Below are 12,296 nucleotides of genomic sequence, written 5' to 3' on the forward strand. Positions count from 1 at the left end.
GTCAGAGACCGTAGCGGCCCCATAGTGCCTTTTCCTCAAGCGTCTCTGCAAGACCGGCGACGGCCTGAACTGCGATCTGGTCAACCGACCCGAAGGCACCAATGCCGGGGGCGCGGCGGCCGAAGAGACCTTTTTGCGCACCGATGAGTTCGAGCCGGGCATCCTTGCCATAGCGTGTCTTGATCTCCTCGCGCATGCCGCCGAGGCGATCGACGAGGCCGAGATCCAGTCCCTTGCGACCGGTCCAGAACAGGCCCGAGAACAAGGTCGGGTTGTCGGCGAGCAGCGCGCCACGGCGTGCCTTGACCATGTCGATGAAGATCTCGTGGATCTCCAGCTGGAGGGTCTTCAGATATTCAATGTCGCTTTCCTTCTCCGGCTGGAAGGGATCGAGAATCACCTTGTTTTCGCCTGCCGTATAGACGCGGCGTTCAACACCGATCTTCTTGAGGAGTTCGGGGAAACCGAAGCCGCCGGAAACGACGCCGATCGAGCCGACGATGGAGGTCGCGTCAGCAATGATCTCGTCGCCGGCGATGGCGATCATGTAGCCGCCGGAGGCCGCGACGTCCTCGATGAAGACAAGCACGTGCTTGTTCTTCTCTTCGGCAAGCGCCCGGATACGGTCGTAGATCATGCGCGACTGAACGGGAGAGCCACCGGGCGAATTGATCGAGAGTGCCACGGCCGGGCTGTCCTTCATGGAGAAGGCCTTTTCCAGCTGACCGGCGATCGAGGAGAGATTCAGCGCGGGGCGAAAGCGCGAACCGCCGCTCATGATCGGCCCGTGCAGCCTGACGACCGGAATGACGACGCCCTTCTTCTGGAAGCGCTTGGGAACCAGCCGTTTCAGAAAGTCTGCCATTGTCGCGTTTCAACTCCTTACAATCTTCAATCTGAGACGAGATGTAAGGAGCCAAGGGCCGAACACAATGGTTCCGGCGAAAAATCAAAGCTCTCAACGCAAACGCGAATAACCGGCGCGACCGTTGTTCAGGCTGTCCACAAGGGGCGCGAAGGCATGACTGTCAGGTCGGTCATGCATGAGGAGAGGCGCGCGCATCTGCAGACGGGCGCGCGATCCCTTGACACCCGTCACGAGGATCCGGGTGGCATTTTCCCCTGCGCGTGGATGGATCGCCGTGATCTCGAGGCCGCCGAAGCGACGACCGCAGGCGGCGATGATTTCGGCAATCGACTGGGGCCGCGCGATCAGGGAAAGCTGGCCGCCGGACATCGCAATTGCGGCCGCCGTGCGTATCCAGCTTTCGAACAGGTTCTCCGTCATCGCATGGGCCTCGGCCTTCAGGACATCCGGCGTCCTTCGATCACCGGGATCATTGAAGGGCGGGTTCATGATGACATGGTGGAAGCTGTTATCGACGAGGCCGGCTGCCACCCGCGCATGGCCCGTCAAGGTGACATCCGTCTCCAGCACTTCGGCGCGCGTCGCCAATTCGGCATTGTCTTTTAAAGCGAGGCTCTTGCGCGCGAAACCCGCCATATCCGGAGAGCGCTCGACGAGAACCACGCTGGCCTTTGGCAGGCGCGAGGCAACAGCGAGACCGGCTGCACCGGCTCCGGCGCCGAGATCGGCGACACGGACAACACGGTTGTCGGCGACGAGCGAGGCGAGCAACATGGCGTCCATGCCGGCACGATGGCCATGGCCGGCCGGCTGCACGAGATGGAACCGCCCCCGGTGAAAGGCGTCAACGCTTTCTTGGACGGCCATGTCGGCGTTGCTGTCAGACGCTTCGACCATGGCGCTCACATATCGTGGTCGCGCAGTTCCGCACCGAGGCCGGCATCGGTGAGGATGCGGCGGGCCTGATCGATGCAATCGGCATCGACCAACAGGCGCCGCTGGAGCATTCCGAGCGACCCTTCCAGGATGCTCATCGACTGATCGGCGATCATCGAGGCGATGCCGGCGTCGCGCATCAGGCTTTCGGCGAAAGACAGCAGGACGACGTCGTTGCTGCGAATGATCTCATGCATCGAATTCAGAACTCACTGTTAACGGGTAAAACCGTGTTCCAGCCGCCAGCCGAGGCAATTCGCCCCTTGCCGTGGCCTTCCCGGCTTTTTATTGTCGGCGACCAAACTGAACAGGAGTCCGGTGCGTTGGGCGTAGTCATACCGCTTGAGGAAAGCAAAAACAAACAGGCATCCGTCAAGCCTCTGGTGGACCTGACGAAAAGCGGCATGGAGCGCGTCAACCAGCTGATCCTGTCGAAGGCCGGCTCGGATGTGCAGATGATTCCGGAGGTGGCCAACCACCTGATCTCGTCCGGCGGCAAACGCCTGCGCCCCATGCTGACGCTCGCGACCGCTGCGATGTTCGGCTATGAAGGGGATCACCACATCAAGCTCGCGACCTCGGTCGAATTCATGCATACGGCAACGCTTCTGCATGACGACGTGGTGGACGAAAGCGATCTTCGCCGCGGCAAGTCCACGGCCCGCACCATCTGGGGCAATCAGGCAAGCGTGCTGGTCGGCGACTTCCTGCTCGGCCAGGCGTTTCGCATGATGGTCGAAGTCGGATCGATCGACGCACTCGACGTTCTCTCGACGGCGGCCTGTGTGATTGCCGAAGGCGAGGTGCTGCAGCTTTCCGTCGCCAAGAACATGGAAACGACGGAAGATGACTATCTCGCCGTCATTCGCGCCAAGACGGCAGCGCTCTTTGCGGCGGCGGCCGAAGTCGGCCCGATCGTCGCCGGCACCGACCGGGCGACCCGCAGCGCACTGAAATCCTATGGCATGAATCTCGGCCTTGCCTTCCAGCTGGTCGACGATGTGCTGGACTACGGCGGCAAGGCTGCCGAAACCGGCAAGAATGTCGGCGACGATTTCCGCGAAGGCAAGATCACGCTGCCGGTCATCCTCTCCTACCGCCGGGGCACGGCTGCCGATCGCCAATTCTGGAAAGAGTCGATCGAAGGCGGCCAGAACGACGATGTCAGGCTGGAAAAGGCACTCGGCCTGATCAGCAAGTATGGCGCCCTTTCGGATACGATCCAGCGGGCGCAACATTATGGCACGATCGCGCGGGACGCTCTTGCCCCGTTGCCGGAAACGCCATGGAAGAGCGCCCTGAACGACGTGATCGATTTCTGCATTTCCCGTGTGAATTGACGCAGATCCCGTGATCGCCTTGCGGGGCTGCTTCAAAAAAGCCATTCTGTCCATGAATCATTGCTGATTGCCCGGTCCCGGGCATCAGCAATCGAACCCCGGTTCTTGAAAGGCTCGTCATGCGGCAAAGCCCCGCCCTTCGCACTCTCGCCAGCACAGCGCTGGCGCTGCTCCTGAGCGTCTCGCACGGACAGTTCGCGTCAGCCTCCTCTGCCCCAGATCAGGCCGGCTCGGAGAGCTTCGACATCCAGGGCGTCGATTCCTACGCCGGCGCATTCCTGGCCGCGCGCACGGCAGAGACTGACCGCGACTATCCGAATGCGGTGAAGTTCTACAAGAAGGCGCTGGAATTCACCCCGAATGAACTCGAACTGCAACAGCGTCTGATGATCGCGCTGTTCATGAACGGGGAGTTCGATGAAGGGGCCGACCTCGCCAGGACGCTGGAAAGCGATCCGGCCGTCGAGCGGGTGACCTCGGTCGCGCTCGGCTTCCGGGCCATCCGGGATGGCGACTATTCGGATGCCCTGAAGCACTTCAAGTATGAAGGCCCGAACGATCTCGACCGGCTGATGAACCAGCTTCTCATTGCCTGGGCCATGGTCGGCGACGGCAAGGGCAAGGAAGCGCTGAAGCTCGTGCAGGAGCTCGAAGGCCCCAGCTGGTACGGCATCTTCCGCAACTACAATGCCGGCGTCATCGCCGCGCAGACCGGCGACATCGATGCCGCCCGCAAGGCGCTCACGGACACGGTGACGGACCGGAATGGCGGGGCGACAGCTCCTGACACATTCGCCCGGGCAGTCATGGCGCTCTCCACACTCGAAGCTGGTGCCGGCAACAAGCAGAAGGCGCTTGATGCGCTGGCGGCCGGCGATGAACTGATCACCAATTTTGCACCGTTCAAGGCGCTGCGTGACGAGATCGAGGCCGGACGCCAACCGGATCCGATCGTCGCCAATGCCGTACAGGGTGCGGCCGGCGTGCTCTTCTCGATCGGCGGGGCCCTCAATCGCGAAGGCGCCGAAGACACCGTCATGCTCTATCTCCAGCTCTCGCATGCGCTGGACAAGGATGCGGCCGACACACTGGTTCTGCTGGGCGGCATTGCCGAAAATGCCAAGCAGCCGGAAAAGGCGATCGCCTTCTACCGGCAGGTGCCCGAGACCTCGCCGATGCGGCGCATTTCCGAGCTGCAGCTCGGACTGACGCTGGCGGAGACCGGCAAGGTGAAGGAAGCGCGCGAACACCTTCAGGGACTGATTGCTTCCGACCCCAATGATGTCCGCAGTTATCTGGCCTATGGCAGCGTGTTGTCCGATTCCAAGGACTACGGAGCGATGGCCGACAATTATGACAAGGCCATCGAGATCATCGGCCAGACGCCGGCGCGGAACCACTGGTCGGTCTACTTCCAGCGCGGCATCGCCTACGAACGGCTGAAGAAGTGGGACAAGGCGGAGCCGAACTTCAGCAAGGCGCTGGAACTCAATCCCGACCAGCCGCAGGTTCTCAATTATCTCGGCTATTCCTGGGTCGACATGAACCGCAATCTTCAGGAAGGCCTGGAGATGATCAAGAAGGCCGTCGAACTGCGCCCCGATGACGGCTACATCGTCGATTCGCTTGGCTGGGCCTATTATCGCCTCGGCCGTTTCGATGAGGCGGTGGTGGAACTGGAACGGGCGATCGAGCTGCGCGCAGGCGACGCGACGATCAACGACCATCTGGGCGACGCCTATTGGCGCGTGGGCCGCAAACTGGAAGCCACGTATCAGTGGAAGCGTGCGCTGGCATCCGAGCCTGAAGAGGCAGAGGTGCCGAAGATCCAGGCCAAGATCAACAAGGGCCTGCCGCCGATCGAATCGGATGCGGCCAAGGTCGAGGCCAATCCGGCCGAAGAGCCCAAGAAAGACGACAAGAAGACCTGATCCGCATGAAGCCTGTTGCAGAGCACCGGCCGGAGCGCGTCATCGAGACTGCCCCGGCCAAGATCAACCTCGCTCTGCATGTGACGGGCCGACGGGCCGATGGCTATCATCTGCTGGACAGTCTCGTCACCTTTGCCGAGGACGGGGACGAATTGGCGTTCGAGGCTTCGCAGAAGGACGAATTCTGTCTCCTCGGTCGTTTCGGCGGCGAACTCTCCGGTGACGACAACATGGTCTTGAAGGCACGCGACCTGCTGCGGGCAGCGCTTGCCGACGCCGGTCAGCCGCACGGGCCCGTCTCGATTACCCTCGACAAGAGCCTGCCGATCGCTTCGGGCATCGGCGGCGGGTCGGCGGATGCGGCTGCGACCTTTCGGGGATTGCTCAGGCTCTGGAAGGCGGAGCTGCCGCAGGCCACACTGCAACAGATCGCATTGCAGCTCGGGGCCGACGTGCCGATGTGTCTCGCCTCGATGCCGCTGCGGGCGCGGGGGGTCGGCGAAATCATCGAGACGGCGGCGATGCCTTCCGTGCCGCTGGTGCTGGTCAATCCGCTGAAGCCGGTGTCGACGCCGGAGATCTTCCGGAACCTGACGCGGCGCAACAATCCCCCCATTGGCGAGGTCCCGGGCGCCACAGATGTTCCGGACTGGCTGCGTTCGCTCGCGCCCCTGCGCAATGACCTGCAGCCGGTGGCGGAAGTGCTGGTGCCCGAGATTGCAGAGGCCTGCGATCTTCTCGGCCAAAGCCTTGCCGGTTTTGCGCGCATGTCAGGCTCCGGAGCCACCTGTTTCGGGCTCTACGAGACCGAGGCTGGCGCCATGAAGGCGGCGCTCGCGCTTTCCGCCTACCGGCCGAACTGGTATGTGCTCTTGACGCGCACCGTTCCGGGAGAGGCCTGAATGAGCCGAATCGACGAAAACCGCCCCTTCATTCCCGTCGGCATCGCCGTGCTGACGGTATCCGACACACGTGGCCACGCCGACGACAAGTCGGGCGATACGCTGGTTGGGCGGATCGAGGAGGCGGGCCATCGGCTGATTGCACGCGCCATCGTGAAGGACGACAGGCTTGCGATCCGCGATCAGGTCGAGGCCTGGACCAAGCAGAGCGAGATCGACGTGGTGATCACCACGGGTGGGACCGGCTTTACGGGCCGTGACGTGACGCCGGAAGCGCTGGAGCCCCTGTTCGAGAAGCGCATGGACGGCTTCTCGGAAGTCTTTCATCGGATTTCCTACGACAAGATCGGGACGTCGACGATCCAGTCGCGAGCGACCGGGGGCGTGGCCAACGCCACATTCATCTTCGTCCTGCCGGGCTCTCCCGGTGCCTGCAAGGATGCCTGGGACGGCATCATCAAGCTGCAACTCGACTATCGGCACATGCCCTGCAATTTCGTGGAGATCATGCCGCGGCTGGACGAACATCTGAGACGCGGCCAGAGCTGATCAGCGGCGTGCTTCGCGGGCGACCCAGGAAGGAATGATCTCGGAAGCGAGACGGCGGGGCTTGTGGCCTCTGGCCAATTGCAGCAGTTCCCGGCCCTCACCCGCCAGACCAAGGGCCTGACGCTTCGGGATCAGCAGGCCGTTTTCCAGAAGCTGACGGCTGCGCGTCAGACGGCGATAGAAAGGCAGCCGGTACCGGCGCGCTTCGGAAAACCGAGCCGGCGCCTTGTTGAGGGCGACATATTCCGCGACTTCATCCACCCAGCCGAGACCCAGACGGGCACCGGGCTCGATGAGCAGCAGCCATTCGCCACGCGCGGTCGCCAGCAATTCCTTCATGTCCCATTGCTGGTAAAAGCGGCAGCCGGCCGCATCCGCAACGATGGATGAACCATCGCGCGAGCCGTGATCCAGCACGATGACGTCGCTGACAAGACCTTCCACCGCACCCGCCACCAGCACCGACAGGGTCTGTGCGAGTTCGGGCTCCTGATCGTGGCATTCCATGATGACTGTCAGCATTGCCTATATCTACCGCATTGCACAAAGTTTTGCCACAGTCAGTTTTCTGAAGTTTGTTCTTGCATTGTTCTCTTTTCCGCGGTAGGAATATAGTCATTGAACGGGGCCGCCAAACCCGTGAGGAGCAAACATGAACGAGCTGTCTCTTGCGAGCCAGGCTGCCTTCCAGCCTGGCAATACGGCAGATATTGCCGATGCGCTGATGAGCGCCTCCGGAATGCGGATCGAGATCGACCGTCGGCGCGGCCGTGCGGCCGGGATCAACCCGGCCGGTCGGTTCGAGACCCAGGAGCGTGTTGCCTTCGACGATGGCTGGCAGACACTCGAAGACATGCCGCCCTTCAAGACAGAGGTGCAGGTCGAAAAGCCCCGCACGGTGATCACCCGCAACGACTCGCCCGATATCCCCTTCGACCGCTCGATCAATCCCTACCGGGGCTGCGAGCATGGCTGCATCTACTGCTTCGCCCGGCCGACGCACAGCTATATGGGCTTGTCTGCCGGTCTCGACTTCGAGGCCAAGCTGTTTGCCAAGCCGGACGCGCCGCGGCTGCTGGAACGCGAGCTGTCGAAGCCGGGTTACAAGGTGAAGCCGATCGCAATCGGCACCAATACCGATCCCTATCAGCCGATCGAGCGGGAATGGCGCATCATGCGGCAGATCCTCGAAGTGCTGGACAAGGCGAACCATCCCGTCGTGATCGTCACGAAGTCCTCGCTCATCCTGCGGGATCTCGACATTCTGGCGTCGATGGCGAAGCGTGGCCTGGCCAAGGTCGGCATTTCCGTGACGACGCTTGACCGGAAGCTGGCGCGGACCATGGAGCCGAGAGCCTCGACGCCAGCCAAGCGGCTGGAGGCGATCAAGGCTCTGTCTGAGGCCGGCATTCCCGTTGCGGTGATGATGGCGCCGGTGATTCCGGCCCTCAATGACCACGAGATCGAGCGTATTCTCGACAGCGGCAAGGCCGCCGGCGCTTCCGAGGCGAGTTATGTTCTTTTGCGCCTGCCGCTGGAGGTGAGCCCGCTGTTTCGTGACTGGCTGCTGCAGAACTATCCTGACCGCTATCGGCACGTGATGTCGCTGGTGCGCTCCATGCGCGACGGCAAGGATTACGACGCCGAGTTCGGCAAGCGGATGAAGGGGGCCGGTCCCTATGCCTGGCAGATCAGCCGCCGGTTCGAAATGGCGACCAAACGGCTCGGCCTGATGCGCCGCAGCCTGCAGCTTCGGGAAGACATGTTCGTTTCGCCCAACAGCGACGGAGTGCAGCTCTCGCTGCTCTGACACTGTTTGATTTTTTCAGTTCCGGTGCTGTTGTCCGCCGCCTCGCACCGGATGTTGTCCCTGGTAAGCCGCCCCTGTCGCCATGATCGGCGATCGGGACCGGGGACTTGCAGGAGGTCGGGTGCGCGTGCGATTTCAGCCGCATGAAAAAGCGCACGCCACCCGATTCTCCTGGCCTCTTTCCCGACCTGCCGCTTGTGCCGGACTTCTCGCTGGAGAACCGGGCCAGGAAGCGTCTGCTGTGGCCGGTGGCGGGCACGGACGAGGCCGGCCGAGGGCCACTGGCCGGCCCTGTGGTGGCGGCCGCCGTCATTCTCGATCCGACGCGCATTCCCGAGGGCCTGAACGATTCGAAGAAGCTGTCCGCCGCCCAGCGCGAAGTGCTGTATGAGCGGATCCTTTCCCTGGCCACCGTCTCCATCGCCTCCTCTTCGCCGAAACGGATCGACATCATCGACATCCGCAAAGCCAGCCTCGATGCCATGCGACGGGCTGTCGCCGGTCTCGGGCTCGAGGCACGCCATGTCCTGGCCGACGGGCGCGATGTTCCCATGGGGCTTACCTGTTCCGGCGAAGCGGTGGTGAAGGGCGACGCACGTTCAGTCTCCATCGCAGCCGCATCGATCATCGCGAAGGTCATGCGCGATCGGATGATGGTACGGGCCGGCATCGTCTATCCTGATTATGGCTTCGAAGTGCATGCCGGCTACGGCACCGACCGTCATCGTACCGCCCTCGTCACACACGGCCCCTGCCCGCTGCACCGCATGAGCTTTCGCCCCCTCAAGGCGACAGTGATCGATGAAGCGGGTCCCCAGCGCCACTGACATCAGCATCCGGTCCGCAACCGCAACCGCAAGAGGATCGCTTGAACCCTCATGGACGATCTTCGGTTGCGCAGACCGTCGGCATCCGTACAGGTGGGCGGCAGCCGCCTGCGCCAAGCCCGTCCAGTGCCAGAGACGATAGCCGGAAGGTTGTCATCCCTTGTCCTCGCAAACGAAAACGCCCCGACCGGGCGAACCGATCGGGGCGTCAATAATAAGACTGCCTTCGCAGGCTTGTCGGCCGAACTCAGTTCAGACGCGACTTAACCTCAGCAACAGAGGCCTTGAACAGCGTCTGCTGAACACCCTCGTCGGCCTTCTTGGCAAGCACCTTCTCGGCAGCCGCGATCGCGAGATCGACGGCCGCAGCGCGAACGGCGTTCACGGCTTCGGTTTCGGCCTGCTTGATCTTCTGCTCGGAAAGGGCGTTGCGGCGGGTCACGAATTCCTCGGTCTTCTGCTTGGCTTCAGCCGTGAGGGCTGCGGCCTCGCGCTCGGCTGCAGCGACGATCGAGGCTGCCTCGGCTTCGGCTTCCTTGCGCTTGCGCTGATATTCGGCCAGCACGTGCTGGGCCTCTTCGCGCAGGCGCTTGGCTTCGGCGAGTTCGTCGCGGATCTTGTCCGCGCGCTCGTCGAGGGCCTTGGCCATCATGCCCGGAACCTTCAGGTAGGCCACGAGAACGAGAAACAGGATGAGACCAACGAATGCCCAAAATGTTGCGTCCATGGTGCTCAGGCTCCCTGCTTGGCGATGCCGGACACGGCAGCCTTGATGTCGGCTGCGGTCGACTTGGCACCGATGAGTTCTTCGACGATCGTGCCGACAGTGTCGATGGCGATCGTGTCGACTTCAGCGAATGCGCGGGCCTTGATGTCAGCGATGCGGCTTTCGGCGGCGGCGATCTTTGCGGAGAGTTCCGCTTCGATGGCAGCGCGCTCGGCGTCGGCCTTGGCCTTGGACGCATCACGGGCGGCAGACGCGATCTGGCCGGCTTTCGCCTTGGCCGCGGTCAGCTCGCGCTCGTATGTTTCAATGGCAGCATCCGCTTCGGACTTCAGACGAGCAGCCTCGTCGAGATCCTGAGCGATGCGGTCGTGACGATTTTCGAGAATGCCGCCGACGCGCGGAACGATGACCTTCTGCATGAGCCTGTAGAACACGCCGAAGGTAATCACCAGCCACAGAAGCTGCGACGGATAGGTCGAGAAATCGAACGGCGGGAACACGCCGCCGCCATGTCCCGCGTCTTGGGCCACGCCGGTCTCGGTGTGAAGCTGGCCTTCTGCCGGAGTTTCCTCTGCAAAGGCGGGGGTCACAAACATGCTCACCTCCAGGTGTATGCTCAGATGCACGAGATCACGGCGTCCTTGTCGGCGCGCCGTGATCTCAAACTCCAGCCGTTATCAGACGGCGAACAGGAGAAGGAGAGCGATGAGCAGCGAGAAGATGCCCAGAGCTTCCGTAACGGCGAAGCCGAATACCAGACGGCCGAACTGGCTGTCAGCGGCAGACGGATTGCGCAGAGCGCCCGCCAGGTAGTTGCCGAAGATGTTGCCGAGGCCAAGAGCCGTGCCGGCCATGCCAAAGCAAGCCAGACCTGCGCCGATGTACTTTGCTGCTTCCGCTTCCATGAATAAACTCCTTCGAGATGGGTTGTTGCGGCTTTTGACTGGCGCGAAAGCGCCGATGTCGGTGATCCTTAGTGCCCGCCGGGGTGTATTGCGTCGTTGAGGTACATGCAAGTCAGCACCGCAAAAACGTAGGCCTGGAGGAAGGCGACGAGGAACTCGAGACCCGTCAGGGCGACGGTCATGAGAAGGGGCAGGATCGCACCACCGATGCCGAGCGCACCGAGCGCGCTGAGCGAGGTGACGAAGCCTGCGAAAACCTTGAGCGTGATGTGTCCGGCCAGCATGTTGGCGAAGAGACGCACGGAGAGAGAGATCGGACGCGACAGGAACGAAATGATTTCAATCATCACGACCAGCGGCAGAAGCGCGCCGGGCACACCGCTCGGCACGAAGATCTGCAAGAAGTGGAAACCGTGCTTGTAGAAGCCGTAGACGACCACTGTGCCGATGACGAAGAGCGCGAGGGCGAAGGTCACGATGATCTGGCTGGTGACGGTGAAGAAGTAAGGCATCATCCCGAGAAGGTTTGCCGTCAGAATGAACATGAACAGCGAGAAAACCATGGGGAAGAACTTCATCCCGTGACTGCCGGCACCTTCGCGCAGCATCGAGGCAATGAATTCATAGGACATCTCGGCGACCGACTGCATGCGCGTCGGGATCAAGCCGCGATTGGCCGTGGAAAAATAGAGGAAACCGGCAGCGACTGCGACCGTTGCGACCATGAACAGCGAAGCGTTGGTGAAGGAGAAATCGATTCCACCGATTTCGATCGGCACAATCTTTTGAACCAGGAACTGATGAGTCGGATCGTTCGCCACGTTCTGCTCTTTCGCTTTTGCCGCCAGAGGCGGGCACTTTCATACTGCGACGACCGACTAGCGGTCTTCGCCCTTGTTGGTCAAATCCATCTTGCGATCCGCCGGATGAGCCGAGGCCACCATTCCCACAGTCCGCATGACGTTCAATACGCCGGCACAGAAGCCCAACAGCAACATGACAATCATGCCCCATGGCCCCGTGCCCACAAAGTGGTCAAAAAGATAGCCCAGGATCGCACCCACGATGACCGCCGAGATGAATTCGCTCGAGATCTTCATCGCCATTCCGTAACCCTTCCGGGTTTCTTCGGCGCGCTTCTCGTCGCGTTCCTCGGTCTTGTCCGCGACACCTCGCTGTGCGAGCTCCGCGGCCAGTCGTCGACGACGTTCGTCCAGACCTTCTTCTTGCTTGTCCGTCATGGTCAGTTCGCCCGCTCCGTCTTCTATGGGCCGTTTACGCCCGAAAGGAATGCAGAAACGGCCGGATACAAACCCTTCTGGCCCGCTTTGAAGTCGGCCGCACCATAATTTTGAGGCCCCGCATAGTCAAGGCATAGAGAGGGCAAGTTACAAGACAAATTAACCCATATAATTCATAGGTTTAAGCTCAATGCGGCGTTTTATGCCGCATGACATGGGACAATTCGGTCCACTTGGCTGCAAACAAGCACGAGAATCCC

General features: G+C 61.8%; 15 protein-coding genes. 6 read left to right on the forward strand and 9 right to left on the reverse strand.

Going from position 1 to position 12,296, the window contains the following annotated elements; translation table 11 throughout:
• Position 1: 1 nt before the first annotated feature.
• The 3 genes from LJE98_RS00890 to LJE98_RS00900 all read right to left on the reverse strand — a co-directional run bounded on the left by LJE98_RS00890 (position 2) and on the right by LJE98_RS00900 (position 2,001).
• Positions 2-865, reverse strand: a complete 864-nt coding sequence (locus tag LJE98_RS00890) for a S49 family peptidase (protein WP_229572849.1) — start codon at positions 863-865, stop codon at positions 2-4.
• Between the two features lie 93 nt (positions 866-958).
• Positions 959-1,735: a tRNA1(Val) (adenine(37)-N6)-methyltransferase gene (locus tag LJE98_RS00895; RefSeq protein ID WP_229572850.1), complete on the reverse strand. Its 777-nt coding sequence runs from the start codon at positions 1,733-1,735 to the stop codon at positions 959-961.
• Positions 1,736-1,770: 35 nt separating this feature from the next.
• Complete coding sequence (locus tag LJE98_RS00900) at positions 1,771-2,001, reverse strand: DUF2007 domain-containing protein (RefSeq protein WP_112240894.1); 231 nt, start codon at positions 1,999-2,001, stop codon at positions 1,771-1,773.
• A 126-nt stretch (positions 2,002-2,127) separates the two neighbouring features.
• Between LJE98_RS00900 and LJE98_RS00905 the strand changes: the two genes are divergently transcribed.
• From LJE98_RS00905 to moaB, 4 genes are all read left to right on the forward strand, one after another.
• Positions 2,128-3,144: a polyprenyl synthetase family protein gene (locus LJE98_RS00905; RefSeq protein ID WP_229572851.1), complete on the forward strand. Its 1,017-nt coding sequence runs from the start codon at positions 2,128-2,130 to the stop codon at positions 3,142-3,144.
• Between the two features lie 119 nt (positions 3,145-3,263).
• A complete protein-coding gene (locus LJE98_RS00910) occupies positions 3,264-5,075 on the forward strand; it encodes a tetratricopeptide repeat protein (RefSeq protein ID WP_229572852.1) in 1,812 nt (603 codons plus the stop codon).
• Positions 5,076-5,080: 5 nt separating this feature from the next.
• Positions 5,081-5,977 carry a 4-(cytidine 5'-diphospho)-2-C-methyl-D-erythritol kinase gene (locus tag LJE98_RS00915; protein ID WP_229572853.1) on the forward strand — a complete coding sequence of 299 codons (897 nt, stop codon included), beginning with the start codon at positions 5,081-5,083 and terminating at the stop codon, positions 5,975-5,977.
• A complete protein-coding gene (moaB, locus tag LJE98_RS00920; protein WP_229572854.1) occupies positions 5,978-6,526 on the forward strand; it encodes a molybdenum cofactor biosynthesis protein B in 549 nt (182 codons plus the stop codon).
• On the opposite strand, the gene LJE98_RS00925 is transcribed toward moaB, so the two are convergent.
• Positions 6,527-7,048: a glycosyl transferase gene (locus tag LJE98_RS00925; RefSeq protein ID WP_229572855.1), complete on the reverse strand. Its 522-nt coding sequence runs from the start codon at positions 7,046-7,048 to the stop codon at positions 6,527-6,529.
• 130 nt (positions 7,049-7,178) lie between these two features.
• Here LJE98_RS00925 and LJE98_RS00930 point away from each other — a divergent pair, with 130 nt between their 5' ends.
• Together LJE98_RS00930 and LJE98_RS00935 are read left to right on the forward strand one after the other, a co-directional pair.
• Positions 7,179-8,336, forward strand: a complete 1,158-nt coding sequence (locus LJE98_RS00930; RefSeq protein ID WP_229572856.1) for a PA0069 family radical SAM protein — start codon at positions 7,179-7,181, stop codon at positions 8,334-8,336.
• Between the two features lie 143 nt (positions 8,337-8,479).
• On the forward strand, positions 8,480-9,163 hold the full coding sequence (locus tag LJE98_RS00935; protein ID WP_229572857.1) for a ribonuclease HII: 684 nt from the start codon (positions 8,480-8,482) through the stop codon (positions 9,161-9,163).
• Positions 9,164-9,410: 247 nt separating this feature from the next.
• Here the strand turns inward: LJE98_RS00935 and LJE98_RS00940 are convergent, their stop codons facing one another.
• From LJE98_RS00940 to LJE98_RS00960, 5 genes are all read right to left on the reverse strand, one after another.
• Complete coding sequence (locus LJE98_RS00940) at positions 9,411-9,890, reverse strand: F0F1 ATP synthase subunit B (RefSeq protein WP_229572858.1); 480 nt, start codon at positions 9,888-9,890, stop codon at positions 9,411-9,413.
• Positions 9,891-9,895: 5 nt separating this feature from the next.
• Positions 9,896-10,486: a F0F1 ATP synthase subunit B gene (locus LJE98_RS00945; RefSeq protein ID WP_229572859.1), complete on the reverse strand. Its 591-nt coding sequence runs from the start codon at positions 10,484-10,486 to the stop codon at positions 9,896-9,898.
• Between the two features lie 81 nt (positions 10,487-10,567).
• Complete coding sequence (locus LJE98_RS00950) at positions 10,568-10,795, reverse strand: F0F1 ATP synthase subunit C (RefSeq protein ID WP_112240872.1); 228 nt, start codon at positions 10,793-10,795, stop codon at positions 10,568-10,570.
• 68 nt (positions 10,796-10,863) lie between these two features.
• The gene (locus tag LJE98_RS00955) at positions 10,864-11,616 is read right to left on the reverse strand and encodes a F0F1 ATP synthase subunit A (RefSeq protein ID WP_112240870.1); all 753 of its coding nucleotides are present in this window, start codon (positions 11,614-11,616) and stop codon (positions 10,864-10,866) included.
• A 57-nt stretch (positions 11,617-11,673) separates the two neighbouring features.
• On the reverse strand, positions 11,674-12,036 hold the full coding sequence (locus LJE98_RS00960) for an AtpZ/AtpI family protein (protein ID WP_229572860.1): 363 nt from the start codon (positions 12,034-12,036) through the stop codon (positions 11,674-11,676).
• Positions 12,037-12,296: the final 260 nt, after the last annotated feature.

Origin of the sequence: Rhizobium sp. 'Codium 1' (assembly GCF_020889605.1) — a bacterium.
GTDB classification, from domain to species: domain Bacteria; phylum Pseudomonadota; class Alphaproteobacteria; order Rhizobiales; family Rhizobiaceae; genus Allorhizobium; species Allorhizobium algae.